Origin of the sequence: Kitasatospora sp. NBC_01300, from assembly GCF_041435235.1 — a bacterium.
Classification (GTDB): domain Bacteria; phylum Actinomycetota; class Actinomycetes; order Streptomycetales; family Streptomycetaceae; genus Kitasatospora.
In genome coordinates this window covers 5,267,552-5,292,701 of sequence record NZ_CP108408.1, presented here as the reverse complement: position 1 = coordinate 5,292,701, position 25,150 = coordinate 5,267,552, and the positions used below count along the sequence as shown (strand labels likewise).

Genomic DNA, 25,150 nt, shown 5'->3' with positions numbered 1-25,150 from the left:
CGTGTGGCGTCCCCCATTGTGGTGCAACGCGCGGGGGGCGTGTTCGTGTCCCGCGCAGACGGGGCGTTCGCCAGGGGCGGAAGAGGGGCGCTGGCCGGGAGTGTCGGCGCGAGGGTCCACAATGGGGGCGCCGAGCCCTGTTGACGGGGGTCGGCGGATGGACGTCAGAGACTGACCGAGACACAGCAAGCGAGACGTAAGGGAGCCCCGCCGCGATGGCCCGCCGCAGTTCGCAGACCCCGCCGCCCGGAGACTTCGAGGAGCGGATCCTCGATGTCGACGTCGTGGACGAGATGCAGGGCTCCTTCCTGGAGTACGCCTACTCGGTGATCTACTCGCGTGCGCTTCCGGACGCGCGGGACGGTCTGAAGCCGGTGCACCGCCGGATCCTGTACCAGGCCAACGAGATGGGCCTGCGGCCGGACCGCGCACACGTGAAGTGCGCCCGTGTGGTGGGCGAGGTGATGGGCCGGCTGCACCCGCACGGCGACGCGTCGATCTACGACTCGGTCGTCCGGATGGCGCAGCCGTTCTCGATGCGGCTGCCGCTGATCGACGGCCACGGGAACTTCGGTTCGCTGGGCAACGACGACCCGCCGGCGGCGATGCGCTACACGGAGTCGCGGCTGACGGCGGCGTCGATGGCGATGGTGGAGTCGATCCACGAGGACACCGTCGACTTCGGTCCGAACTACGACGGCAGCGAGCAGGAGCCGTTGGCGCTGCCGGCGGCGTTCCCGAACCTGCTGGTGAACGGCGCGACGGGCATCGCGGTCGGCATGGCGACGAACATGCCGCCGCACAACCTGTCCGAGGTGGTGGCGGCGGCCCGGCACCTGATCAAGCACCCGACCGCGGACCTGGACACGCTGATGCGGTTCGTGCCCGGTCCGGACCTGCCGACGGGCGGGCGGATCGTGGGCCTGTCGGGGATCCGGGACGCGTACGAGTCGGGCCGCGGCACGTTCAAGATCCGGGCGACGACGACGGTGGAGGCGGTGACGGCGCGCCGCAAGGGCATCGTGGTGACCGAGCTGCCGTACAACGTCGGCCCGGAGAAGGTCATTTCGAAGATCAAGGACCTGGTCAACGCGAAGAAGCTGCAGGGCATCGCGGACGTCAAGGACCTGACCGACCGCGAGCACGGGCTGCGGCTGGTGATCGAGGTGAAGAACGGCTTCGTGCCGGAGGCGCTGCTGGAGCAGCTGTACAAGCTGACGCCGATGGAGGAGACCTTCGGCATCAACAACGTGGCGCTGGTGGACGGCCAGCCGCTGACGCTGGGGCTGAAGGAGCTGCTGGAGGTCTACGTCGACCACCGGTTCACCGTGGTGCGGCGGCGCAGCGACTTCCGCCGGCGCAAGCGGGAGGAGCGGCTGCACCTGGTCGACGGTCTGCTGGTCGCGCTGCTCGACATCGACGAGGTCATCGCGATCATCCGGTCGAGTGACAACGCGGGGCAGGCGAAGGAGCGCCTGATGGAGCGCTTCTCGCTGTCGGAGACGCAGACGGCGTACATCCTGGACACTCCGCTGCGGCGGCTGACCCGGTTCGACCGGGTGGAGCTGGAGCAGGAGAAGGCGAAGCTGAACGCGGAGATCGCGGAGCTGACCGAGATCCTGGACTCGGACTCCCGGCTGCGCAGCGTGGTGTCGTCCGAACTCGGCGCGGTGGCGAAGCAGTTCGGGACGGAGCGGCGGACGGTGCTGCTGGAGGCGGGGGCGGCGCCGTCGGCGGCGCTGTCGGTGCCGCTGGAGGTGGCGGACGACCCGTGCCGGGTGCTGCTGTCGTCGACGGGCCTGCTGGCGCGGACGGCGGACGGGGAGCCGTTCGAGCTGTCGGAGAAGCGGTCGAAGCACGATGTGATCGTGTCGGCGGTGCCGGCGACGGCGCGGGCGGACGTGGGTGTGGTGACGTCGGCGGGCCGGGTGCTGCGGCTGCCGGTGATCGATCTGCCGGCGCTGCCGCCGACGCCGTCGCCGACGCTGGCCGGCGGGGCTGCGGTGGGCGAGTTCCTGCGGTTGGAGGCCGGGGAGCGGGCGCTGGCGCTGACCACGCTGGACGAGTCCTCGCCGGGGCTGGCGCTGGGCACGCTGCAGGGCGTGGTGAAGCGGGTGGTCCCGGAGTGGCCGGCGAACAAGGACGAGTTCGAGGTGATCGCCCTCAAGGAGGGTGACGAGCTGGTGGGCGCGGTCGAACTGCGCACCGGCGAGGAGGACTTGGTCTTCATCGCTTCGGACGCGCAGCTGCTGCGCTATCCGGCGGGGCAGGTGCGCCCGCAGGGCCGTCCGGCGGGCGGCATGGCGGGGATCAAGCTCTCCGACGGGGCGCGGGTGCTGTCGTTCACGGCGGTGGATCCGGCGTCGGACGCGGTGGTGGTCTCGGTGGCGGGGGCGTCGGGGACGCTGACCGGCGAGGAGCAGTCGTCGTGGAAGGTGACGCCGTTCGAACAGTACCCGCGCAAGGGCCGGGCGACGGGCGGTGTGCGCTGCCAGCGGTTCCTGCGTGGTGAGGACGGTCTGACGTTCGCCTGGGCGGGTGTGGCCCCGGCCCGGGCGGCGTCCGACAAGGGCGTGCCGGTGGACCTGCCGGAGCGCGACCCGCGCCGTGACGGTTCGGGCACGCCGGTGACGGCTCCGATCGCGGTGGTGGCCGGCCCGGCGTAGGGCTCGGGCGTGGTGGAGGAGGGGTGCCGGAGCGGTCCGGCGCCCCTCCTCCGTCGTTCCGGGGCGCGGCGGGTGCCGAGGGTAGCCTTGCCCGGGTGAGCACCTGTGCGACGCTGTCGCGTGAACTTTCGGAGCCGCTGACCGCCACCGCCGCGGTGGCGACCACCTGGCTGCTGGTGGAGCAGAACGGGCCGTGGGGCGCGAAGGCGCTCGGGGAGAGCCATCTGGACCCGGCGACGGGGCGGGCGCTGGACGCGGCCGCGGCGGGCACCGGGGTGCGGGTGGCGCTGATCCGGCGGCCGGGGCGGCACGCGGACTGCCTGCCGACGGCGCGGCACGAGGTGGTCGTGGCGCACACGGTGCCGGGTCGCGGCTGGGTGCGCCGGGCGGAGGTGGCCGATCCGGCGGAGCTGCTGGAGCTGGACTTCGCGGCGCTGGGCGCCGGCGACCACGGCGGTTTCGGAGTGGAGCACGTCGGCGGCCCGTTGGCGCTGGTGTGCACCAACGGGCGGCGGGACCGCTGCTGCGCGCTGCTGGGCCGCCCGTTGGCGGCGGAGCTGGCGGCGGCCGGGCACAGCGAGGTGTGGGAGGTGACGCATCTGGGCGGGCACCGCTTCTCCCCCACGATGCTGGTGCTGCCGTACGGCTACGCGTACGGGCGGCTGACGGCGGAGGCGGCCAAGGAGGTGCTGGCGGCGACGGCGGCCGGGCACATGGTGCCGGCCTGGTCGCGGGGCTGTTCGGGCTGGGAGCGTCCGGGCCAGGCGGCCGAGCACGCGGTGCGGCTGGCGACCGGGGAGACCGGAGTGGGCGCGCTGACGCTGACCCAGCGGCCGGACGGCGCGGGCCGCTGGCTGGTCTCGGTGCTGCACGAGGACGGCCGGGCCTGGGAGGTGGACGTGATCGAGGCGGTGAGCGAGCCGGCGCGTCCGGAGAGCTGCGGCAAGGCGGCGGGGACGCCGTCGCGGATGGACGTGCTCTCGGTGCGGGGCCAGTAACGGGACGGAAGCGCGCCGGCAGGGCCTTCAGCAGGTCGGGAGCACGCGGGCGGCCCCGCGCCCGTGGGGGTGAGCGCGGGACCGGAGCGCGCGGGCGGCCCCGCGCCTGCTGTCCACGGAGGTGCGCGGGGCCGTCACGTCGGGTGTCGGCTCAGCCGGTGACGGCCTTGCCGACGAACTCGGTGGTGTAGGTGCGGGAGAGGTCGATGCTGCCCTCCTTGCCCTTGACGTCCGGGTGGAAGGCGGCGAGCACGGCGAGGACGGTCTTGGGGCCGTCGGCCGGCATCACGCCGTCGGTGGTGAACATCGGCAGGGTCGCCTTGATCGCGGCCGCGTACTGCTCGGCGCCGCCCTGCGCGTAGTCGGCGGGCATCTTCGCGGCGATCTCCTCGGGGCTGTGCGTGGACATCCACTTGAGGGTCTTGACGAAGGCGTTGGCGAGCTTCTGGGTGGTGTCCTTGTTCTTCTCCACCCAGTCGGTGTTCATGTAGAGCGAGGACGACGGGTAGAGGCCGCCGAGGGCGTCGCGGGAGCCCTCGGGGGTGCGCATGTCGTAGAGGATCTTGCCGAGGCCCTTGTCGAGGACGTTGGCGACGGTCGGGTCGGTGGTCATCCCGCCGTCGATGCTGCCCTGTTGGAGCGCGGCGATGAAGGTCTGGCCGGCGCCGACCGCGATCGGGCTGAACTCGCTGACGGCCGTGCCGTTCTTGACGGCGAGGTACTTGGTGAGGAAGTCGGTGGAGGAACCGATGCTGGTGACGCCGAGCTTCTTGCCCTTGAAGTCGGCGCCGGACTTGATGGCGTCGGCCTGCTTGGTGGAGACGAGTTCGACCTCGCCGGGGGCCTGGGAGAACTGCACCACGGACTCGACGATCTTGCCCTTGGCCTGGAGGTCGATGGTGTGGTCGTAGAAGCCGACGGCGCCCTGGACGTCGCCGGCGAGCAGCGCGGTGGTCGCGTTGACGCCGGCGGGCTCGCTCATCAGCTCGACGTTGACGCCGGCGTCGGCGAAGAAGCCGAGCCGCTGGGTGAGCATCGCGGGCAGGTAGATGACCTTGTCCAGGCCACCGACCATGATCTTGACCTTGGGCCCGTCGACCTGCCGGCCGGCCGGGGCGGCGGCGCCGTGGGTGGTCGTGGCGGCGTCGTTGGCGCAGGCGGAGAGCGGGAGGAGCAGGACGGCGGCGAGGGCGGCCGCGGCGGGTCTGCCGATCGGGTTCGGGCGCATGGGTGGGGGTGCCTCTCTCTGCGAGGGGGGATCAGCGGCGCAGGGGGGTTCAGCGAAGCGGGAGGTTCAGCGAAGCGGGAGGTTCGCGACGCAGGGGGTGGGGGTTCAGCGACGCAGGGGCAGCGACGCAGAGGGGTTCAGCGGCCGTCGCCCGTGTCTGCGGGCTTCCAGCGGAACAGCTTCGTCTCGGCGAAGGTCAGCAGCCCCTCCGTGAGCAGCGCCACGACGGCGAGGATGGTCATGGCGGCGTACACGCCGGCCGCGTTGAAGGTGCCCTGGGCGGCGGCGACGAGCAGGCCGAGGCCCTTGGTGGCGCCGATGTACTCGCCGACGATGGCCCCGATCAGGGCGAAGCCGAAGCTGACGTGCAGGCTGGTGAAGATCCAGGTGGTGGCGGCGGGGATGACCACCTGGAGGGTGACCTTGCGGCCGTCGGCGCCGAGGATGCGGGCGTTGGAGACGAGGTTGCGGTCCACCTCGCGGGCGCCCTGGAAGGCGTTGAAGAACACCGGGAAGAACACCAGGACGACGGCGGAGGCGACCTTGGAGGCCGGGCCGAGGCCGAACCAGATCAGGAAGATCGGGGCGAGCACGATCCGCGGGATGGCGTTGAGCACCTTGATGTAGGGCCCGAACACGTCGGCCAGGAAGCGGACCCGGCCGAGCGCGATGCCGAGCAGCACACCGCAGATGACGCCGATCACCCAGCCGGTGAGGGCCTCGTAGAGGGTGTAGCCGATCTGCTCGCCGAGCGAGCCCTGCGCGGTGCCGTGGGTGATCCACTGCCAGATCTGGTCCCAGATCCTCGACGGCTGCGAGAAGTTGAACGGGTCGATGACGTCGGTGCGGGCGCAGACCTCCCACAGTCCGAGGAAGGCGACCAGGACGGCGACCCGGGCTCCGTAGACGGTCAGCCTCCGGTTGCGGGCGGCTCGTTCGCGGGCCTCGGTACGGCTGGCGGGGGCGGCCGCCGGGGGCTTGTCGGTGACGGCCGACGCGGTCTCAAGCGGCACGACCCGCTCCTCTCTCCCGGGTGATGCGTACCTCTTCGCCGAGCGAGGCCCAGATCTCGCGGTACAGCTCGACGAACCTCGGTTCCAGCCGTACGGCTTCCACGGTGCGCGGTCGTGGCAGGTCGACGGTGAAGACCTCCTTGACGGTGGCCGGTCCGGCCGTCATGACGACGACCCGGTCGGCGAGGGCGATGGCCTCGTCCAGGTCGTGGGTGACGAAGACGACCGACGCGGCGTTCCCGGAGGCCCTGGTCCCGGCCCACAGCTCCAGCAGCTGGTCGGACATCAGGGCGCGGGTCTGCACGTCCAGCGCCGAGAACGGCTCGTCCATCAGCAGGATGTCCGGGTCGTTGACGAAGGTCTGGGCGAGCGCGACGCGCTTGCGCATGCCGCCGGACAGTTGGTGCGGGTAGCGGTCCTCGAAGGCGGCGAGGCCGACGCGGCCCAGCCAGTCCCGGGCCCGTTCCCTGGCCTCGGCGGTGGGCACGCCGCGGAAGCGCGGCCCGGCCATCACGTTGGACAGGACGGTGCGCCAGGGGAAGACGGCGTCCTGCTGGAAGACGAAACCGACCTTGGGGTGGATCCCGCGGACGGGCTCGCCGTCCACCCGGACCTCGCCCTCGGTGGGCTCCTCCAGACCGCTGACCAGGGTCAGCGTGGTGGACTTGCCGCAGCCGGTGGGCCCGACGACGGCGACGAACTCGCCTTGGGCGACGGTCAGATCGAGATCACGGACGGCGGTGTGCAGGGCCCCGGACGGGGTGCGGAACCGTTTCGTCGCGCCAGTCAGCTCGATCGCCGGGGTTGTGCTCATTCGATCCTCCCGGGTCTGTGCTTTCCCCGGAAAGGTAGGAGCGGGCCGGGCCCGGGCGGGAGCCTTCTCGGCGTACTGCGGTTTCTCCGCATTGAGGGGTGTTCTGCTCCTTTTGCTTCCGCTACAACTGCGGGGACGCGGCTGACAGAAACACGCCGGAAACGTAGGGTGTCCCGACCCTGACGTACCCGCCCCCACAGCCGCCGAGAGGAGGCCCGGATGAAGATGCCCCGCTGGCCCCGCCGGGTCTTCGCGCAACTGCTGCTGAGCCAGACCGTCGTCACCGTCGGTGTCACCACCGTGACCGCAGGCCTGTTCCTGGCCCCGGTCAGCAGCGAGCTGGACCACGACGCGATGCAGCGGGCGCTGTCGATCGCCCAGGCCACCGCCGCCGACGAGGCGATCGCCCGAGCGGCCGACGCCCGGGACTCGGCGACCGCGCAGCGCAACGCCGAGCAGATCCGGCTGGCCACCGGCGCGAGCTTCGTGGTGGTCACCGACCTCGACGGGATCCGGCTCTCGCACACCGACCCGGAGCGGATCGGCCACCGGGTCAGCACCGATCCGGAGCCGGCGCTCAGCGGGCTGAGCGTCACCGCGATGCAGCAGGGCACGCTGGGCCGCACCGCGCGCGGCAAGGTGCCGCTGCGGGTCGCGGACGGCCGGATCGTCGGCGAGGTGTCGGTCGGCATCAGCGACGACTCGATCCGCCGCCGGCTGCTGAAGATGCTCACCGGGATCCTGCTGTGCGCGGGCGCGGGCCTGGCCGCAGGGACGGTCGCCACGCTGGCGCTGGCCCGGCGGCTGAAGCGCCGCACCCACAACATCGCGCTGGCCGACATCTCGGCGCTGCTGGTGGAGCGGGAGGCGATGCTGCACGGCATCCGCGAGGGCATGGTGGCGCTGGACGAGCACGGCCGGATCCGGCTGGCCAACGACGAGGCGGTGCGGCTGCTCGGCCTGCCGGAGGACTGCACCGAGCGGCCGATCCACGCGGTGCTGCCGCCGGGCCGGCTGGCGGACGTGCTGACCGGACGGATCACCGGCGCCGACCTGCCGGCGGTCCGGGACGACCGGGTGCTGGTGGTCAACCGGATGAGCACGGCCGAGGGCGGCGCGGTCGTGACACTCCGCGACCGGACCGAACTGGAGTCGCTGGTCCGCGAGTTGGACACCACCCGCAGCCTGACCGAGGCCCTGCGCGCCCAGGACCACGAGCACGCCAACCGGATGCACACCCTGCTGGGCCTGCTGGAGCTGGGCCGCCACGAGCAGGCGGTGGCGTTCATCTCGGAACAGTCCGGTTCGCACGCGGTGGTCGCGGCGCGGATCGCCGAGCAGGTGCAGGATCCGCACGTCGCGGCGCTGCTGGCGGGCAAGACGGCGGTGGCGGGCGAACGCGGGGTGCGGCTGGCGCTGGCCCCGGCGGCGCACCTGCCGGACGCGGTGGTGGACGCGCGGGCGCTGGTGACGGTGCTCGGCAATCTGATCGACAACGCGGTGGACGCGCTCGCGGCGGGTGGGGGCGGCCGGCTGGAGGTGACGCTGGCGGCGGCCGGCTCCACGCTGCTGCTGCAGGTCGCGGACAGCGGCCCGGGCGTGCCGGAGGAGCTGCGCGAGCAGGTCTTCGAGGAGGGGTGGACCAGCAAGGACGCGCCCGCGCACCGTCCGCGCGGGCTGGGGCTGGCGATGGTGCGGCGGCTGGTCGAACGGACCGGCGGCCGGATCGTGCTCGACGCGGGACCGCTCGGCGGCGCCCGGTTCACGGTCGAGCTGCCCGAGGCCCTGCTCACCCCTCAGCTCGTGGAGGCCTGATGATCGACGTACTCGTGGTGGACGACGACTTCCGGGTCGCGGACGTGCACGCCGCGTACGTGGCCAAGGTGCCGGGCTTCCGGGTGACCGGCACCGCGCACTCGGCCGGGGAGGCGCTGGCCGCGCTGGAGCGCCGCCCGGTGGACCTGCTGCTGCTCGACCACCACCTGCCGGACGAGACCGGCCTGGCGCTGGTGCGCCGGCTGCGGGAGCGGCAGGTGGCCTGCGACGTGATGATGGTGACGGCCGCCCGGGACGTGTCGACGGTGCACGCCGCGATGCAGCACGGCGCGCTGCAGTACCTGGTCAAGCCGTTCACCTTCGCCGGCCTGCGGGACAAGCTGGTCGCGTACGCACAGCTGCGGCACGCGCTGGCCGGCCCGGCGGCCCGGGAGGCCGGCCAGGACGAGGTGGACCGGCTGTTCGCCACCCTGCGCAGCGCCGCCGCCCCGGCCGGCCCGCTGCCGAAGGGGCACTCGGCGCCCACCACCGACCTGGTGCTGGGGGTGCTGCGCCAGGCGGGCCGCCCGCTGTCCGCGCAGGAGGTCGCGGACGCCACCGGGCTCAGCCGCTCGACGGCGCAGCGCTACCTCAAGCAGCTGGAGCGGGACAGCCGGCTGCGGCTGACCCTGCGCTACGGCGACACCGGCCGCCCCGAGCACCGCTACGGCCTGGCGGTCCGGGCCTGACACCGCGCCCGGACGTGGGGGAACCCCGGCGGCCCCAGGCCCGCCGGGGTTCCCCGGGGCGCAGCGCTCAGGCCGCGCCCGCACCGGTGAGGGCGCGCACCTCCAGCTCGGCGAAGCGGTCCGCGTCGGCCGGCTCGGGCGAGGTGATCGTCCCGATCCAGCCGGCCAGGAAGCCGAGCGGGATGGAGATGATGCCGGGGTTCTCCAGCGGGAACCAGTGGAAGTCGACGCCGGGGAAGAGCGCCACCTTGGTGCCGGAGACCACCGGGGAGAAGACGACCAGCACGATCGCCGGGACCAGCCCGCCGTACACCGACCAGACCGCGCCGCGGGTGGTGAACCGCGACCAGAACAGGCTGTACAGCAGGACCGGCAGGTTGCTGGAGGCGGCCACCGCGAAGGCCAGGCCGACCAGGAAGGCGACGTTCAGCTGCTGGGCGTAGAGGCTGATCGCGATCGCGGCCGCGCCGATCCCGACGGCCGCGAACCGTGCCACCCAGACCTCCTGGCGCTCGCTGGCCTCGCCGGTCGGCTCGGCCTCCGCCGCGTCCCCCGTCTCCCCCGGCCGGGAGGCCGGGACGGCGGCGCGCCGCCGGAAGGGGCGCCGGCGCGGCCGACCACGCCAGGCACCGGCCCAGATGTCGTGGGCGAAGGCCGCCGAGGAGGCCAGGGTGAGCCCGGCGACCACGGCGAGGATGGTGGCGAAGGCGATCGCCGAGATCAGCGCGAACAGCACCACCCCGCCGGTGCTGCCGTTGCCGCCGCCGAGCACCAGGGCGAGCAGCGGGACGGCGGTGTTCCCGGCCGAGTTGGCGTGCCGGACCTCCGCCGAGCCGACCAGCGCGGTCGCGCCCAGGCCGAGCGCGATGGCCATCAGGTAGAAGCCGCCGACCAGACCGATCGCCCACATCGTGGAGCGGCGGGCGGCCCGCGCGGTGGGCACGGTGTAGAAGCGGGACAGGATGTGCGGCAGCCCGGCGGTGCCGAGCACCAGGGCGAGGCCCAGGCTGAAGAAGTCGAGCCGGCTGGTGAAGGTGGCGCCGTACTTGAGACCGGGTTCGAGGTAGCGCCGCCCGGCGCCGCTGTGCTGGGCGGCCTGGCGCATCAGCTCGCCGACGTCGCCGTGGAAACGGACCATCAGCAGCACGGTGAGCAGCACCGAGCCGGCGATCAGCAGGAAGGCCTTGACGATCTGGATCCAGGTGGTGGCCCGCATCCCGCCGATCGTGACGTAGACGATCATCAGTCCGCCGACGGCGACGATGGTCCAGGTCCGGGCCTGGGCGCTGTTGGTGCCGAGCAGCAGGGCGACCAGCGAGCCCGCGCCGACCATCTGGGCGACCAGGTAGAGCAGGGTGACGACGACGCTGGCGCCACCGGCCGCGGCCCGGACCTTGCGGCGGCGCAGCCGCAGGGCGAGCACGTCGGCGAGGGTGTACCGGCCGGCGTTGCGGACCAGTTCGGCGACCAGCATCAGCACCACCAGCCAGGCGACCAGGAAGCCGATGCTGTAGAGCACGCCGTCGTAGCCGTACAGCGCGATCAGCCCGGCGACGCCGAGGAAGGAGGCGGCGGAGAGGTAGTCGCCGGAGAGCGCGAAGCCGTTCTGCAGTGGGGTGAAGTCGCGGCCGCCGGCGTAGAAGTCCTCGGTGGCGCTGCCCCGGCGGCCGACCCAGAGGGTGATCGCCAGGGTGACCAGGACGACGACGGCGAACAGGGCGATCGCGAGGTCGTGGTGGTCGCCGGTGGGGGCGACGGGGGGCGGGGTGGCGGTCGTCATCGTGGTCGTCACCGCGGTCGTGATCGTGGTCGTCATCGCAGCTGGTCCTGGGTGTCCCAGCGCAGGCCCAGGGCGGCGCGGTCGCGCTTGGTCCGGGCGTTGCGGGCGTAGAGCCAGGTGAGCAGGAAGGTGGAGGCGAACTGCAGCAGGCCGAGCAGCCAGGCCACGTTGAGCGGGCCGGCCACCTGGCTGCGCATCAGGCCGGGGGCGGCGGCCTGCGCGGCGACGTACATCAGGAACCAGCCGAGGAAGGCTCCGCTGACCGGGAAGACGAACGACCGGTAGCTGCGGCGGATGTCCTGGAAGGCGTCGCTGCGCTGGACGGCCCGGTACACCTCGGTGCTGTCGGTGGCGGGCACCAGGGCCCGGGGGGCGGCCGCCGGTTCGACGGCGGGCTGGGCGGCGGGGGCAGCGGCGGGCCGGACGGGCGCCCGCTCGGCCGGTACCGGCTGGACCGCGCGGGTGGGGGCCGACTGGGCCGGTACCGCCGGTTGGCCTGGCACGTCCGGCCGGTCGGCGGCGGTGGCGGCCGGAGCGGCCCACCAGTCAAATCGCTGCCCCTGTCCGGGACTGCTCGTCTGCTGCTGTGGCACAACTGCTCCTGGACCGGCGGGCACTCTGACCCCAACCATGATGGCGGCCGCCGGACAGCCCCTCTGACCATTGCCGATACCTTCACTCGATGAGGTGATCGATCATCCGACAGACACTCATCCGACTACTGCTGCGTACCGGTGATGCCATGTCGAAAGGCGTACGAGACCGCCTGCGCCCGGTCCCGTACCGCGGTCTTGGCGAACAGGTTGTTGATATGCGTCTTCACGGTGGCCTGGCTGACGAACAGCCGCTGGGCGATCTCGGCGTTGGAGAGCCCCTCGGCGATCAGCGCCAGCACCTCCGCCTCCCGGGCGGTCAGCCCGTCCGGGAGCTCCCCCGGCCGCCCGGCCGGCTTCCCGACCCCCGGAGCGGATCCGGCCACAGGCCCTGAAAGCCTTTCCAGCAAACGGAGTTGGATCTGCGGCGAGAGCCCGGCCGCCCCCGCGCGGACGTCCGCGATCGCCCGGGCGATCTCCTCGCCGCCGGCGTCCTTGGTGAGGTAGCCGCGCGCCCCGGCCTGCAGGGCGGGGAACAGCGAGTCGTCGTCGGCGTAGGTGGTGAGCACCACGACCTCGGTCTGCGGGTGCGCGGCCCGGATCCGCCGGGTCGCCTCGACGCCGTCGACGCGCGGCATCCGCAGATCCATCAGCACCACGTCCGGGTGATGCCGCTCCACCAGGGCGACGGCCTCCTCCCCGTCCGCCGCCGCGCCGACCACCTCGATGCCGGGCAGCAGCCCCAGCAGCATCACGATGCCCTCGCGCACCACCGTCTGGTCGTCCACCACCAGCACCCTGGTGACTTCCGCCTCGCTCATGCGCCCGCCCCGCTTCGCTCGGCAGCCGCTCCGCGAGATCCGCACCTGTTGATGATGAGCTCGCCGCGCTCGCTCATGCCGGCACCTGCAGCAGCACGCGCCACCCTCCGTCCTCGGGGCCCGCCAGCAGGGTGCCGCCGAGCAGTTCCGCGCGTTCGCGCATCCCCAGCAGACCGTACCCGCTGCCGCTGGCCGCCAGCTCACCGGACGGTTCGCCGCGCGGAGGGCGGGAGTTGCGCACCTCCAGCTCCACCGCCTCCGCCAGGTAGCGCAGTTCGACGGTGCACCGGGCGCCGGGCGCGTGCTTGCGGACGTTGGTCACCGCCTCCTGCGCGGTGCGCCGCACCGCGAGGGCGGCCTCGGCCGGAAGCGGTCGGGGTGTGCCGGTGACGGTGAGCGAGGCCCGCTCCCGCCCGGTCAGCTCCACCAGGAACTCGCCGACCGGGGTGAGCTCGCCGCGCAGCGCGGACAGCGCCTGCCGGGTCTCGACCAGCCCGTCCTGGGCCATCCGCCGGGCGGCGACGACCCGCTCGCGGATCTGCCCGCGGTCGGTGCCGGCGTCCAGCATCAGCCGGGCCGCCTCCAGGTGGACGAGCTGCGCGGAGAGGCTGTGCGCGAGCACGTCGTGGATCTCCCGGGCGATCCTGGCCCGTTCGGCGAGCGCCGCGCTCTCCGCCTCGGCGGCCCGGGCGGCGCGCTCCTGGGTGAGCAGCTGGCGGGCGGTGCCGCGGGCCTCGACGTCCAGCCGCAGCAGGTAGCCGAGCAGGCCGAGCCCGCCGATGGTGGCGAAGATGCTCACCCAGCTCGCCCAGCTGGCGGCGGTGTACGAGCCCAGCGCGGCCGCCGCGGTGAGCAGGCCGGGCGCGGGCGGCAGCCGGACCACCCCGACCACGGCCAGCCCGCACCAGACGAAGTCGGCCAGCAGGTAGGCCTGCCCCCAGTTGGCCAGCCAGGCGCTGCCGAGCAGGACGGCGGCCAGGCCCAGCGAGAGCGCCAGACGCTGTTCCCGGGTGGCGCGGAAGTAGCCGGTGGCCAGGGCGGCGACCCCGAGCAGTCCGGCCGCCACGACCACCACCGCCCAGCCCGTGTACTTGCCGCCGGAGAACGTCCCCCAGCAGACGACGACCAGCAGGACGGTGCGGCCGAGCAGGGAGAGGACTCGCCGCGGCCATCTCCCGGCCTCGCGCTCCAGCCCCTCGCGGGACGGCCAGCGGGTCCAGTACCACTCGGCCACAGGTGCCTCCTCGACGTTCTCGGACAGCGGGCCCGGCAGGCCCCGGCAGGGCGGTCAGCGCGGTACGGCGGCCTGTTGCGGCAGGTCCAGGGCCCGCGCCCGCCAGTTCACCACGAACGAGCGGGTCAGCAGCAGGACCGCCAGTCCCAGCAGCAGCGCGCTGCCCGCCTGGTGGACGTGCAGTGCCGCGCCGATGCCGTACAGGGCGAGCCGGATGGCGAGCATGCCGACCCAGGCGGCCACCGTGGCCTTGGTGCCCTTGGCCCAGACCGAGCCGTCCCCGTCCCGCCACAGCCGCACGGTCCAGCCCCAGACGGAGCCCATCGCGACCACCGCCGCCAGGCCGCACCCGACCAGGGTGGCGGACAGCGCGGTGTGCTGGTGGTCGATGAGCTGCGGGTCGCGCAGCGCGAGCACGCCGAGGATCAGCGGCAGCAGCCAGAAGCGGCGCTCGGTGTCCAGGCGCTGGGCGCGCATCTGGCGCTGGACCACGAGGACCATCACCGCGATGATCACGACGATGTTGACGAGGGCGGTCATCGGACTTCTCCGTCCCGACAGGAGGCTTGTACTGACCTCTCCGACGCTACGGATCCGGCGCCCCCGGTTGATCGGCGCCGGGGTGGACCACAGGTGGAACCGGCAGCACGAGGGCCCTCCACCCGTGGGTGGAGGGCCCTCGTGCCGGAGGGGTCCGAAGGCCTCAGGCGTCGATGCGGGAGCGGTCCAGGGTGGCCGCCGAGTCCACGATGAACTCCTTGCGCGGGGCGACGTCGTTGCCCATCAGCAGGTCGAAGATCCGCTCGGCCTGCTCCAGGTCGCCCAGGTTGATCCGGCGCAGCGTGCGGTGGCGCGGGTCCATGGTGGTCTCGGCCAGCTGGTCGGCGTCCATCTCGCCCAGGCCCTTGTACCGCTGCACCGGCTCCTTCCAGCGCTGCCCCTTGCGCTGGAACTCCAGCAGGGTGGAGCGCAGTTCGGCGTCGGAGTAGGTGTAGTGGTACTTCTCCTGGCCGCGCTTGGGGCTGGTGAGCTCGATCCGGTGCAGCGGCGGCACGGCGGCGAAGACCCGGCCCTGCTCGACCATCGGCCGCATGTAGCGGTGGAACAGCGTCAGCAGCAGGGTGCGGATGTGCGAGCCGTCGACGTCGGCGTCGGCCATGAAGATGACCCGGCCGTAGCGGGCCTGGTCGATGTCGAAGGTGCGGCCCGAACCGGCCCCTATCACCTGGATGATCGCGGCGCACTCGGTGTTCTTGAGCATGTCGCTCACCGAGGCCTTCTGCACGTTGAGGATCTTGCCGCGGATCGGCAGCAGCGCCTGGAACTCGGAGTTGCGGGCGAGCTTGGCGGTGCCGAGCGCGGAGTCGCCCTCGACGATGAAGAGCTCGCTGCGGTCGACGTCGTCACTGCGGCAGTCGGCCAGCTTGGCCGGCAGGGAGCTGGTCTCCAGCGCGGTCTTGCGGCGCTGGGCCTCCTTGTGCTGGCGGGCCGCGACCCGGGTGCGGGCGGCCGCGACGACCTTGTCCAGCACGGCCCGGGCCTGGAGCTTCTGGTCCTTCTTGGCCGAGGTGAGGAAGGCCTTGAGCTCCTTGGCGACGACGGCGGCGACGATCCGGTTGGCCGCCGAGGTGCCGAGCACCTCCTTGGTCTGGCCCTCGAACTGCGGCTCGGCGAGCCGGACGGTGACCACCGCGGTGAGGCCCTCGGTGGCGTCGTCCTTGGTGATGTCGTCCTCGGCGACGCGCAGCAGCTTGGCCGCGCGCAGCGCCTCGTTGACGGTCTTGGCCAGCGAGCGTTCGAAGCCGGTCATGTGGGTGCCGCCCTTGGGGGTGGCGATGATGTTGACGAAGGAGCGCAGGGTGGTGTCGTAACCGGCGCCCCAGCGCAGCGCGATGTCCACGCCGAGCTGCCGGGTGACCTCGGTGGGGGTCATGTGGCCGAGCTCGTCCAGGACGGGCACGGTCTCCTTGAAGGTGCCCTCGCCGCGCAGCCGCAGCACGTCGCAGACCGGCTTGTCGGGCGCCAGGAACTCGCAGAACTCGGCGATGCCGCCGTCGAAGCGGAAGACCGACTCCTCGACCTGCTCGCTCTCGGTGAGCCGCTCGTCACGCACCACGATGGTCAGGCCGGGGACGAGGAAGGCGGTCTGCCGGGCGCGGCTGTGCAGGTGCTCCAGGGAGAGCCGGGCGTCCTTGAGGAAGATCTGCCGGTCGGCCCAGTAGCGGATCCTGGTGCCGGTGCGGGCCTTGGGCACCTTGCGGGCCTTGGTCAGGCCGTTGGCGGGCTCGAAGGGCGCGTCCGGGCTGGCCTCGGTGAAGATGCCGGGGGTGCCGCGGCGGAAGCTGATCGCGTGGGTGTGTCCGCTGCGGTCGACCTCGACGTCCAGCCGGGCGGAGAGGGCGTTGACCACCGAGGCCCCGACGCCGTGCAGACCGCCGGAGGCCGCGTAGGAGCCGCCGCCGAACTTGCCGCCGGCGTGCAGCTTGGTCATCACGACCTCGACGCCGGACAGCCCGGTCTTGGGCTCGACGTCGACCGGGATGCCACGCCCGTTGTCACGGACCTCGACCGAGGAGTCCGGGTGCAGCAGGACCTCGATGCGGTCGCAGTAACCGCCCAGCGCCTCGTCGACGGAGTTGTCGATGATCTCCCAGAGGCAGTGCATCAGGCCGCGGCTGTCCGTCGAGCCGATGTACATGCCGGGGCGCTTGCGGACCGCCTCCAGGCCCTCCAGGACGAGCAGGTGCCGAGCGGTGTAGTTGGAACCGTCGTCGCCGGCCAGCAGTGCGGACGGCACGGTCGTTTCGGCACTCACGCGGCACTCTCCTCGGTGAAGTTCTGTCTCATCGGTCACATCCGGACGCATCCGGACCATCCGCCAGTGCAGCACGCCGCACCGACAGCCGTCGCCCGGTGTGCTCGCACCCCTCCGCTGGGTGCACAGCACGGCGGGCCGCTCCCGCGCAGCTTGTACGCGCTGCGCGAACAAGGACCGCTCCGGTGTCCGGACCCCGGGGCGCCATCTCCTCCCGGTACCACCGGTCCTGGCGGATCGTGGGGCCTGGCACAGGCTCCGGAACTGCCGTTATGCAGGCTACCGGGGCCCGGGGCGGGGCTTATGCTCCAACCCGGCAGAGGATTATGCTACGCGGACCTCGAACCCGGTCCCGATCGGGCGTTCGAGGGACGGGCGGATCCTGGGATTCGGTACGCATGAACCACCGGCCCCCGGGGCACGTCCTCATCAACACAGCAGAATCCTCAGAGAAGAAAAGCCACGAGCGGGAACGTTTTCGGCCTGGTTGGATGTTGACCCTGGTACGACAGCTCGTCGAGCTAGAGAAGAGGCGACGTGACTACTGTTCTGACACCTGCGAGCCCGCTCACCGCGGCTGACCGCTGCGACCGCTGCGGCGCCCAGGCCTACCTGCGCGTCGTACTCGCCAGCGGCGGAGAGCTGCTCTTCTGTGCCCACCACGGCCGGAAGTTCGAGCCCGAGCTCAAGAAGATCGCCGTGGAGATACAGGACGAGAGCGGCCGTCTCAGCGGCACCACCAACGCCCCGGCCGCCGAAGAAGAGCGCTGATCCAAGGCGCCACACCAGCAGTCGGCGTCGAGCTGTGTGTCCGGTCGCGCACTCCGCGCGACCGGTGAGCCGGGCGACAGGTCCCCTCGGGGGCCGGTCGCCCGGCTCTGCTGTTCCCGGAGACCGGCACGCTCCGCAGCGATGTGGCTTCAGAACGTGACCAGTTGGTCACCGGCAGCGGCCCTGGCGGCCCTCACAGCACCGAGCGCACCGCGTCCGCGACGGACGCCACCCTGGTGTAGACGCCCGGGTGGGCCGCCTCGGCGCAACCCGTCCCCCAGGAGACCAGGCCGACCAGTCGGCCGCCGACGACCAGCGGGCCGCCGCTGTCGCCCTGGCAGGCGTCCTTGCCGCCCTTCTCCTCGCCCGCGCACACCATGCCCCGGGCGTCGAACTTGCCGTCCTGCCCGCCCGGGTAGGCCTGCGCACAGGTCTGGTCCGCGATGATCGGCACATCCACCCCGCGCAGCGTGGGCGAGTAGTCACCGCGCCCGGTGGTGTCGCCCCAGCCGTAGACCCGCGCGGCGGTCCCGGCCGCGTACGGCTCGGTCTCGCCCTGGCCGACCAGGTCGATCACCGGCCGGGAGTCCTGGGGGTCGGCGAGGGTGAGCACGGCGACGTCGTTCAGGTTGGCGGTGAAGGAGTAGTCGGGGTGGATCCAGACCGACCGGACGGGCACCTCGCGGCCGGCCGAGCTGCGCATGTCGTCCCGGCCGATGACGGCCTTGAGGCCCGGCCGGTCCACCTTGGCACCCCTGGACTCGTCGTAGAAGCAGTGCGCGGCCGTCACCACCTTGGTCGGCGTGACCAGCGCGCCCCCGCAGAACTGGCCGGAGCGGCCGCTGCCGAACTGCTGGCGGCTGGACAGCGCCACCACCCACGGGTGGTCGACGGTGGTCTCGGCGGTGCCGCCGACCACCCGGCGCTGCGCCCCGGCCGGACCGGCCGCACCGAGCGCGACCAGCGGGACGGGGACGGCGGCCAGCAGCGCCAGCACGGCGGCCCGTCGGCGGCGGCCCGCACGGGCGGCCGCCGGGCTCGCCGGGGGCGGGGCGGGGGTCGGCAGGGCAGCTCGGTCCGGGTTGGGCAGCACCGTGACTCCAGTCGGCTCGGCAGCAGGCAACCGCCACAGCGTAGGTGATCGACTACGCGGCGCGACCGCTTCCCGCCGCACGCCACCCGGACGAGGGACAACGGCCACCCGGACGCTGACCCGCCCGGGCCCGGACAGCGGCGAAGGCCCGGAGCCGTGGGGCTCCGGGCCTTCGTCACACGCTCGCGGCCGTACCGGCCGGATCAGTCCAGGTAGTCGCGCAGCACCTGGGAACGCGACGGGTGGCGCAGCTTCGACATGGTCTTCGACTCGATCTGGCGGATGCGCTCACGGGTGACCCCGTACACCTTGCCGATCTCGTCGAGCGTCTTCGGCTGACCGTCCGTCAGGCCGAAGCGCATCGAGACCACGCCGGCCTCGCGCTCGGAGAGGGTGTCCAGCACCGAGTGCAGCTGCTCCTGGAGCAGGGTGAAGGAGACCGCGTCGGCCGGGACGACCGCCTCGGAGTCCTCGATCAGGTCACCGAACTCGCTGTCGCCGTCCTCGCCGAGCGGGGTGTGCAGCGAGATCGGCTCACGGCCGTACTTCTGGACCTCGATGACCTTCTCGGGGGTCATGTCGAGTTCCTTGGCCAGCTCCTCCGGGGTGGGCTCGCGGCCCAGGTCCTGGAGCATCTGGCGCTGGACGCGGGCCAGCTTGTTGATGACCTCGACCATGTGCACCGGGATGCGGATGGTGCGGGCCTGGTCGGCCATGGCGCGGGTGATCGCCTGGCGGATCCACCAGGTGGCGTAGGTGGAGAACTTGTAGCCCTTGGTGTAGTCGAACTTCTCGACCGCACGGATCAGACCGAGGTTGCCCTCCTGGATCAGGTCCAGGAAGAGCATGCCGCGGCCGGTGTAGCGCTTGGCCAGCGAGACCACCAGGCGGAGGTTGGCCTCCAGCAGGTGGTTCTTGGCGCGGCGGCCGTCCTCGGCGATGATCTCCAGCTCGCGCTTGAGCTTGGGGGCGAGCTTGTCGGCGGCCGAGAGCTTGTCCTCGGCGAACAGACCGGCCTCGATGCGCTTGGCGAGCTCGACCTCCTGCTCGGCGTTGAGCAGCGGGACCTTGCCGATCTGCTTCAGGTAGTCCTTGACCGGGTCGGCGGTGGCGCCGGCGACGGCGACCTGCTGGGCCGGCGCGTCGTCCTCGTCGTCGTCGGAGAGCACGAAGCCCTGCGACTCCTCCTCGGGCTCCGCCTCCTCGCCCGCCTTGTCGCCGGGCAGCGCGACGTCCTCGAGCAGCTCCTCCTCGCCGACGAGCTCCTCGTCGCCCTTGCCCGCCTTGGCGGCGGTCTTCTTGGCGGCGGTCTTCTTGGCCGGCGCGGCGGTCTTCTTGGCCGCGGCCTTCTTGGCCGGGGCGGCCTTCTTCGCCACGGCCGCCTTCAGCTCGGCGGCGACCCCGGTCGTCTCCGAGGTGATCTCGGCGGACACCGTGGGGGCGGACGCCGTGGCGGCCGCCACGGCCGGGGCCGCGACGGGCGCACCGGGCGCGATGCGCACGGGCGGCTTGGTCGGGGCCGTGGGGGCGGCCGGGTTCCGGGTGGTGACAGCCTTGGTGGCGGTGCGCTTGGTGGGGCTCTTGGCAGCAACGCTCTTGCGCTTGGCGCCGGCCGGTTCGGCCGCGCTGACCATGAGATCCACCCCCTCCTCAATCAGCACCTGGTTGAGGCTGCGCATGACGTTCTTCCACTTGGTGACCGGGATCTGGTCCGCCTCGAACGCCTGGCGCACGTCGTCACCGGCGATCTGCCCCTGGGCCTTGCCCCGCTCGATGAGCGCCAGCAGAGCTGCGGACTCGGCGATCTCGGGGGGAAGCGAACGGGATGTGCTGGCCGACACGAACAACCTCTCGGACGATGAGTGGACTCGAACCCGTACCGGCCGCCCGAGCGGGCGGGGAAGGAAATCGCGCGTCGGGCGCGCGGTGTCGATTCCGACCGACTCGGGCTTGAGGACTGGGTTTGCAGGACGGCAGCAGCGCCGCGGACCAACACAGCATTGTGACATGTTGAAGTATTCCGGAGCTGCTCCCGCTCAGGAGACATCGCTGCTACTCGTCAAGTGTTACGCATGGCCTTCGTGTCGCGGGTCACACCACTCGGCGCCCGCGGCCACGGGGCCGGAATCCATCATCGCGTACTCGCGCCGAAACCTGTTGTCATGGACGGGGCATCACATGTCCGGGTCGGACCGCCGACGTGCAGAAGCCCTCCGGCTGCGCCGCACGGGTGCGGCCGGAGGGCCCTGGAGGAACGGAGGACGGACGGGCGCCCGCTCACCGGAACGGCCCGCTCAGTGCTCCCGAGGGGCGGGGACGGACGGCTCGATCTCGGGGTGGACCGTGAGCAGCGCCCGCATCGCGGCCTCCCCCGCGGTGCCGTCGCCGGTGCCCAGCGCGTCCACCAGCCGGGCGTGCAGGCTGACCGAGGACTCGGAGGCGCGCTCGCAGGAGATGGCCGGGCCTCCCGACACCTGCAGTGCGCCGGCGACGATCCCGGACAGGTGCTCCAGCATCCGGTTACCGGCCATCTGGAGGATCAGGCCGTGCAGCTCGGCGTCGGCCCGGGCGTAGGTGGAGAGGTCGGCCTGGGCGGCGGCGTGGCCCATGATCTCGACCAGCTCGACCAGCCGCTGCTGGACGTCCTCCCGGCCGTGGCCGGCGGCGAGCCGGGCGGCCAGCGGCTCGATCGCCCAGCGGAGCTCGAACAGCTCCCGGCGCTGCTCGTCCCGCTGCGGGCCGAAGGCGCGCCACTCGATGATGTCCGGGTCCAGCAGGTTCCAGTCGGCGACCGGGCGGACCCGGGTGCCGACGTTCGGCCGGGCGCTGACCAGGCCCTTGGCCTCCAGGACGCGCAGCGACTCGCGGACGACTGTGCGGGACACCTCGAACCGCTGGCCGATCTCCTCGGGCACGAGCGGGCGGTCGGCGCCCAGGTCGCCGGAGACGATCATCTGGCCGAGCTGCTGGACCAGCTGGCCGTGCAGACCGCGGCCGCGGCTGCTGGTGGTCTTGCGGCCGACCCGGGCGAGATCGGACTCGGCGCCCTCCCAGCGGGGCGCCGGCGGAGTCGGCCGGTCGGCGTACGAGAAGCGGTCCAGATCGCCGGGGCCGTGGATGGGTCCGTCGGCGGAACGGGCGGGGGTCATGGTGGGGTGCGCAAGGGTACTCACAGCTCCTTTGTCGGCGATCGGCAGGCGCAGCTTGAGAATTCTCGTGAAAAGCACACGAAAGGGTGATCGACCGCGACTGGATAATTGACTTCTTATCAGGAAGAACCGCGCATTACGGTCACTGCTGGTCGATCTTGATTCTTCGGTGCGACCACCCCCTCGGCGCCCGGCGTCAGAGCGCGCGCCGCCGGACCTGCACCAGGAGCGCCGCGAGCAGCAGGACGGCCGCGGGCGCCGCCACCGCCGCGAGCAGAGCCGGATCCGCCAGCGCCGCACTCCCGGCCGCCGTCTCGTGCCCCCCGCGGTAAACCCAGCCGTAGGCCCATTCGACGCCGGACTGGAACGGCAGCAGCTCGGCCGCACGGGTCGGCCACGGCCTGCCGGTCTCCCGCAGCAGCAGCGCCACACCGGACTCCAGCAGCGGCGGCAGCGCGCACAACAGCAGCACCCCGACCGCGGCGCTGCGGGTCAGGGACGCCGTCAGCACCCCGGTCCAGCCCGCCACGACGGTCAGCAGGACGAAGGCCAGCAGGGCCGCCGGCGCCCCGTGGCCGGCGGCCAGCGCCACCGGGGCGAACACGCCCGGCAGGGCGGTCAGGCCCGGCAGGTCGGCCAGGCCGGACAGCCCGGTGGCGGCCAGCGCCCGCGACACCTGGTCCGACAAGGCCGAGGGCTCCGCCCAGGCGGCCACCGTCACCCCGCCCGGCAGCGCCAACTGCACCGCCACCGCGTCGAGGAGCAGGGTCGCCAGCGCCAACAGCCCCGCGACGGGACCGACCACCAGCAGCTTGGCCAGCAGCAGCCGCACCCGCCGCGGGTACGACACCTGGGAGGCCGGCAGCCCCTGGTGTCGCACCTCGTGCCCGTACGAGAGCGCGCCCAGCACGCCGGCCCCCAACGCGGCGAACGGCAGCGGGATCAGCGGCACGGCGGCGGTCAGCAGCCGCACCCCGGCCGGGACGGCCAGCCGGCCGGCCGGGGCCTGGCTCGCCAGGACGGCGGCCGTGACGGCGTCGCACAGCAGCACGGCGGCGAGCAGCAGCCAGGTGGAACGCAGGCCGCGCAGGCGGCGCAGCTCGTAGGCCAGGTCACGCACGGTTCACTCGCTCCGGTGGTCGTCGGGGGTGGCGGGGCCGGCGGGACCGCCGGGGGCCGGGGTCGCAGCCGGAACCTGGGCCCCGGCCGGGCGGCCGAGCCGGACGGTGTCGTCGGTCAGCAGGTCTGCGGCGCTCTCGCGGCGGCCCCTGGCCGGGTCGGGCGCGGGCCTCCCGTCGCCGACAGCGGGGACGGGGAAGGGGTCGGGGTCGGGGGTCGGGGCGAGGGCCGACGCGGATCTGGCCAGGGCGCCGGGGCCGTCACGGAACAGCCGCTCCACGACGACGGTCGGGGTGGGCTCGGCCGGCTCGGCCTGGCGGGGGGTGGCACCGAGGGCGGAGAGGGCGGTCGCGGCCGAGGCGGCCGGCAGGGCGCGGGTGGGCAGCGCCGCCTCGTCCCGGTGGTGGGCGTCCGCCGGACGGGCCTCCGGGCGGCGGGCGCCCCGGTGGCGCGGGACGGTGACGGCCGGGACGGCGGAGGCCGGTTCCTGAGCGGGCTCAGGGCCGAGTTCGGGGCCGATTTCAGGGCCGGGTTCGGGGCGCGGCTCGGCAGCGGTGGGGCCCGGCTGGACACGGAGGTGGCCGGAGCGGCCCGAAGCGACCGGCAGGGCGACCCGGGGCGCCGGCTGCTCGACCACCCGGTCGGCCAGCTCGTGCAGCAGGATGCCGTGGCGATAGGCGAGTTCACCGATCTCGGTACGGTCGACGCCCGCCACCGCGAGGCCCGCGCCGCCGTCCCGCCGCACCTCGGCGCCCTGACTGACCAGCAGGTCGGCCAGCCGCGCCATCTGCGGCCCGCGGACGGCCACTTCGGGGCTGAGCCTGGTCCGGCGGAACTCCGCCACCGGCTGGTCCGCCACCAGCCGGCCGCGGTCCAGCGTGATGACCCGGTCGGCGAGCTGCGCGGCCTCCTGCGGGGTGCGGGTGGTCACCAGGACCGTCCCGCCGGCGACGCCGAACGAGTGCAGGAAGGAGTGGAACCACTCGACGTTGCGCGGAGACAGGCCCTCGGTCGGCGCGTCCAGCAGCAGCGTGCCGGGGTCGCCGAGCAGGGCCGCGGCCAGGGCCAGCCGGCGGTGCATGCCGGGCGAGAAGCTGCGCAGCCGCTGCCCGGCGACGGCGGCCAGCCGGGTCTGCTCCAGCAGTTCGTCGGCCCGCCGTGCGGGGGCGCCGACCGCCGCGGCCAGCATCCGCAGGTGGCCGTGCGCCTTGCGGCCCGGGTGGCCCGCCACGGCGTCCGCGCCCGGCCCGGGGCCGGGCAGCAGCACGCCGACCTCGCGCTCGGGGAGGCGCAGCCGGCGGTAGGTGCGGCCGTCGAAGAGCGTGATGCCCTGGCCGCGTTCGAGTTCGAGCATCAGCCGCAGCGCGGTGGACTTGCCCGCGCCCTCGGCGCCGAGCAGCGCGGTCACCATGCCGGGCCGGGCGTCGAAGGTCAGATCGAGCACCGCGGGCGGCGCGCCCTTGCGGTAGACCTTGGTCAGTCCGGTGATCTGGATCATCGCTGCCTGCTCCCATGCCCTCGGCCGACCTGCCCGACGCGGGGCGCCCCCTGGTGTGTTGGCGCGTGCCAGCACGGCCCCGCGCCAGCACATTAGGGGCCGGTGGCGGAGATTCCGGGCATTACGGGAGCGGCGCGGGCCCGTCGGCCACCCACCTCACCCGATCAGGGGACAATCCGATCCTGCGATTCCCGGGTCGGGGGGAGTCGGCGGCGGGCCGGGGCCGGGTCAGGACTCCGGGCGCAGCATGGGCGGATTGAGGACGGTCGCGCCGCCCGCGGTGAACAGCTGGGCGGGGCGGCCGCCCTGACGGGTCGTCGTGCCACCGGAGGGCAGCAGGAAGCCGGGGGTGCCGGTGACCTTGCGGTGGAAGTTCCGCGGGTCCAGGACCACGCCCCAGACCGCTTCGTAGACCCGACGCAGCTCGCCGACGGTGAACTCGGTGGGGCAGAAGGCGGTGGCGAGGGAGGAGTACTCGATCTTGGAGCGGGCGCGTTCCACGCCGTCGGCGAGGATCAGCCCGTGGTCGAAGGCGAGCGGGACGCCGTCGACCGGGCTCCGGCCGAGCAGTTCGCCGACCGGGGCCCAGCGGGCGCTGCTGGCGTCGCCGCCGGCCCGGGGGGTCGGCAGGTCGGGGGCGAGGACCAGGTAGGCGACGCTGACCACCCGCATCCGGGGGTCGCGCTGCGGGTGACCGTAGGTGGCGAGCTGCTCCAGGTGGGCACCGGCCGCGCCGGGGCCGACCGCCTCGTGGCCGGGGGCGGAGTGCGCGCGCAGGCCGGTCTCCTCGGCCAGCTCCCGGGAAGCGGCCTCGGCCAGGCCCTCGTCCGGGCGGACGAAGCCGCCGGGCAGTGCCCAGTACCCCTGGAACGGCGGCTCGCCGCGTCTGACCAGCAGGGCGCAGAGCGCGTGGTCGCGCACCGTCAGCACCACCAGGTCAACCGTGACAGCGAACGGGGGGAAGGCCGACGGATCGTAGCGCGACATGGCGACGATCATAGTCGTCTCTCTGACGATAAGCACAGGCCCGTACACGGACCGCGCCCGGCCCGTC

Annotated in this window: 20 protein-coding genes; 5 read left to right on the top strand and 15 right to left on the bottom strand. The window is 73.1% G+C overall.

Features of this window, described 5'->3' with window-relative positions; translation table 11 throughout:
* Positions 1-215: 215 nt before the first annotated feature.
* Both OG556_RS23500 and OG556_RS23495 read left to right on the top strand, forming a co-directional pair.
* Positions 216-2,666 carry a DNA topoisomerase (ATP-hydrolyzing) subunit A gene (locus tag OG556_RS23500; RefSeq protein WP_371519055.1) on the top strand — a complete coding sequence of 817 codons (2,451 nt, stop codon included), beginning with the start codon at positions 216-218 and terminating at the stop codon, positions 2,664-2,666.
* 95 nt (positions 2,667-2,761) lie between these two features.
* On the top strand, positions 2,762-3,664 hold the full coding sequence (locus OG556_RS23495; protein WP_371519054.1) for a sucrase ferredoxin: 903 nt from the start codon (positions 2,762-2,764) through the stop codon (positions 3,662-3,664).
* A gap of 151 nt (positions 3,665-3,815) precedes the next feature.
* On the opposite strand, the gene OG556_RS23490 is transcribed toward OG556_RS23495, so the two are convergent.
* The 3 genes from OG556_RS23490 to OG556_RS23480 form a co-directional block, all read right to left on the bottom strand.
* Entirely contained in the window at positions 3,816-4,892 is a 1,077-nt protein-coding gene (locus tag OG556_RS23490) for an ABC transporter substrate-binding protein (protein ID WP_371519053.1), read from the bottom strand.
* A 137-nt stretch (positions 4,893-5,029) separates the two neighbouring features.
* Entirely contained in the window at positions 5,030-5,905 is an 876-nt protein-coding gene (locus OG556_RS23485; RefSeq protein ID WP_371519052.1) for an ABC transporter permease, read from the bottom strand.
* Positions 5,895-6,719 carry an ABC transporter ATP-binding protein gene (locus OG556_RS23480; RefSeq protein WP_371519051.1) on the bottom strand — a complete coding sequence of 275 codons (825 nt, stop codon included), beginning with the start codon at positions 6,717-6,719 and terminating at the stop codon, positions 5,895-5,897. The genes OG556_RS23485 and OG556_RS23480 overlap by 11 nt, the downstream gene beginning before the upstream one ends.
* A gap of 219 nt (positions 6,720-6,938) precedes the next feature.
* Between OG556_RS23480 and OG556_RS23475 the strand changes: the two genes are divergently transcribed.
* Both OG556_RS23475 and OG556_RS23470 read left to right on the top strand, forming a co-directional pair.
* Positions 6,939-8,534: an ATP-binding protein gene (locus tag OG556_RS23475; protein ID WP_371519050.1), complete on the top strand. Its 1,596-nt coding sequence runs from the start codon at positions 6,939-6,941 to the stop codon at positions 8,532-8,534.
* On the top strand, positions 8,534-9,223 hold the full coding sequence (locus OG556_RS23470; protein WP_063349364.1) for a response regulator: 690 nt from the start codon (positions 8,534-8,536) through the stop codon (positions 9,221-9,223). Before OG556_RS23475 ends, OG556_RS23470 begins: the two co-directional genes overlap by 1 nt.
* Before the next feature lie 67 nt (positions 9,224-9,290).
* Here OG556_RS23470 and OG556_RS23465 read toward each other — a convergent pair whose 3' ends face one another.
* From OG556_RS23465 to OG556_RS23440, 6 genes are all read right to left on the bottom strand, one after another.
* Positions 9,291-11,003 (bottom strand): cation acetate symporter, encoded by a 1,713-nt coding sequence (locus OG556_RS23465; RefSeq protein ID WP_371522845.1) that lies wholly within the window; start codon positions 11,001-11,003, stop codon positions 9,291-9,293.
* 32 nt (positions 11,004-11,035) lie between these two features.
* Positions 11,036-11,596, bottom strand: coding sequence for a DUF485 domain-containing protein (locus OG556_RS23460; protein ID WP_371519047.1), 561 nt, complete (start codon positions 11,594-11,596; stop codon positions 11,036-11,038).
* Positions 11,597-11,721: 125 nt separating this feature from the next.
* Complete coding sequence (locus OG556_RS23455; protein ID WP_371519045.1) at positions 11,722-12,417, bottom strand: response regulator; 696 nt, start codon at positions 12,415-12,417, stop codon at positions 11,722-11,724.
* A gap of 73 nt (positions 12,418-12,490) precedes the next feature.
* Positions 12,491-13,651: a sensor histidine kinase gene (locus tag OG556_RS23450; RefSeq protein WP_371519042.1), complete on the bottom strand. Its 1,161-nt coding sequence runs from the start codon at positions 13,649-13,651 to the stop codon at positions 12,491-12,493.
* 54 nt (positions 13,652-13,705) lie between these two features.
* The gene (locus OG556_RS23445; RefSeq protein WP_371519040.1) at positions 13,706-14,191 is read right to left on the bottom strand and encodes a CcdC protein domain-containing protein; all 486 of its coding nucleotides are present in this window, start codon (positions 14,189-14,191) and stop codon (positions 13,706-13,708) included.
* 163 nt (positions 14,192-14,354) lie between these two features.
* Positions 14,355-16,466: a type IIA DNA topoisomerase subunit B gene (locus tag OG556_RS23440; protein WP_371519038.1), complete on the bottom strand. Its 2,112-nt coding sequence runs from the start codon at positions 16,464-16,466 to the stop codon at positions 14,355-14,357.
* 537 nt (positions 16,467-17,003) lie between these two features.
* Here OG556_RS23440 and OG556_RS23435 point away from each other — a divergent pair.
* Positions 17,004-17,237 (top strand): hypothetical protein, encoded by a 234-nt coding sequence (locus OG556_RS23435; protein ID WP_363374291.1) that lies wholly within the window; start codon positions 17,004-17,006, stop codon positions 17,235-17,237.
* Positions 17,238-17,430: 193 nt separating this feature from the next.
* Here OG556_RS23435 and OG556_RS23430 read toward each other — a convergent pair whose 3' ends face one another.
* From OG556_RS23430 to OG556_RS23405, 6 genes are all read right to left on the bottom strand, one after another.
* On the bottom strand, positions 17,431-18,234 hold the full coding sequence (locus OG556_RS23430; protein WP_371522843.1) for a trypsin-like serine protease: 804 nt from the start codon (positions 18,232-18,234) through the stop codon (positions 17,431-17,433).
* A 299-nt stretch (positions 18,235-18,533) separates the two neighbouring features.
* A complete protein-coding gene (locus OG556_RS23425) occupies positions 18,534-20,171 on the bottom strand; it encodes an RNA polymerase sigma factor (RefSeq protein ID WP_371519036.1) in 1,638 nt (545 codons plus the stop codon).
* Between the two features lie 453 nt (positions 20,172-20,624).
* Complete coding sequence (locus OG556_RS23420) at positions 20,625-21,557, bottom strand: FadR/GntR family transcriptional regulator (RefSeq protein ID WP_063349357.1); 933 nt, start codon at positions 21,555-21,557, stop codon at positions 20,625-20,627.
* Positions 21,558-21,675: 118 nt separating this feature from the next.
* A complete protein-coding gene (locus tag OG556_RS23415; RefSeq protein WP_371519034.1) occupies positions 21,676-22,599 on the bottom strand; it encodes a hypothetical protein in 924 nt (307 codons plus the stop codon).
* 3 nt (positions 22,600-22,602) lie between these two features.
* Entirely contained in the window at positions 22,603-24,096 is a 1,494-nt protein-coding gene (locus tag OG556_RS23410; protein ID WP_371519032.1) for an ATP-binding cassette domain-containing protein, read from the bottom strand.
* 228 nt (positions 24,097-24,324) lie between these two features.
* Complete coding sequence (locus OG556_RS23405) at positions 24,325-25,083, bottom strand: NUDIX domain-containing protein (RefSeq protein WP_350880113.1); 759 nt, start codon at positions 25,081-25,083, stop codon at positions 24,325-24,327.
* Positions 25,084-25,150 lie beyond the last annotated feature (67 nt).

Coding starts and splice junctions, on each gene's coding strand:
- OG556_RS23500 (WP_371519055.1), top strand. CDS start 216: ATGGCCCGCCGCAGTTCGCAGACCCCGCCGCCCGGAGACTTCGAGGAG.
- OG556_RS23490 (WP_371519053.1), bottom strand. CDS start 4,892: ATGCGCCCGAACCCGATCGGCAGACCCGCCGCGGCCGCCCTCGCCGCC.
- OG556_RS23480 (WP_371519051.1), bottom strand. CDS start 6,719: ATGAGCACAACCCCGGCGATCGAGCTGACTGGCGCGACGAAACGGTTC.
- OG556_RS23475 (WP_371519050.1), top strand. CDS start 6,939: ATGAAGATGCCCCGCTGGCCCCGCCGGGTCTTCGCGCAACTGCTGCTG.
- OG556_RS23470 (WP_063349364.1), top strand. CDS start 8,534: ATGATCGACGTACTCGTGGTGGACGACGACTTCCGGGTCGCGGACGTG.
- OG556_RS23465 (WP_371522845.1), bottom strand. CDS start 11,003: ATGACGACCGCCACCCCGCCCCCCGTCGCCCCCACCGGCGACCACCAC.
- OG556_RS23455 (WP_371519045.1), bottom strand. CDS start 12,417: ATGAGCGAGGCGGAAGTCACCAGGGTGCTGGTGGTGGACGACCAGACG.
- OG556_RS23445 (WP_371519040.1), bottom strand. CDS start 14,191: ATGACCGCCCTCGTCAACATCGTCGTGATCATCGCGGTGATGGTCCTC.
- OG556_RS23410 (WP_371519032.1), bottom strand. CDS start 24,096: ATGATCCAGATCACCGGACTGACCAAGGTCTACCGCAAGGGCGCGCCG.
- OG556_RS23405 (WP_350880113.1), bottom strand. CDS start 25,083: ATGTCGCGCTACGATCCGTCGGCCTTCCCCCCGTTCGCTGTCACGGTT.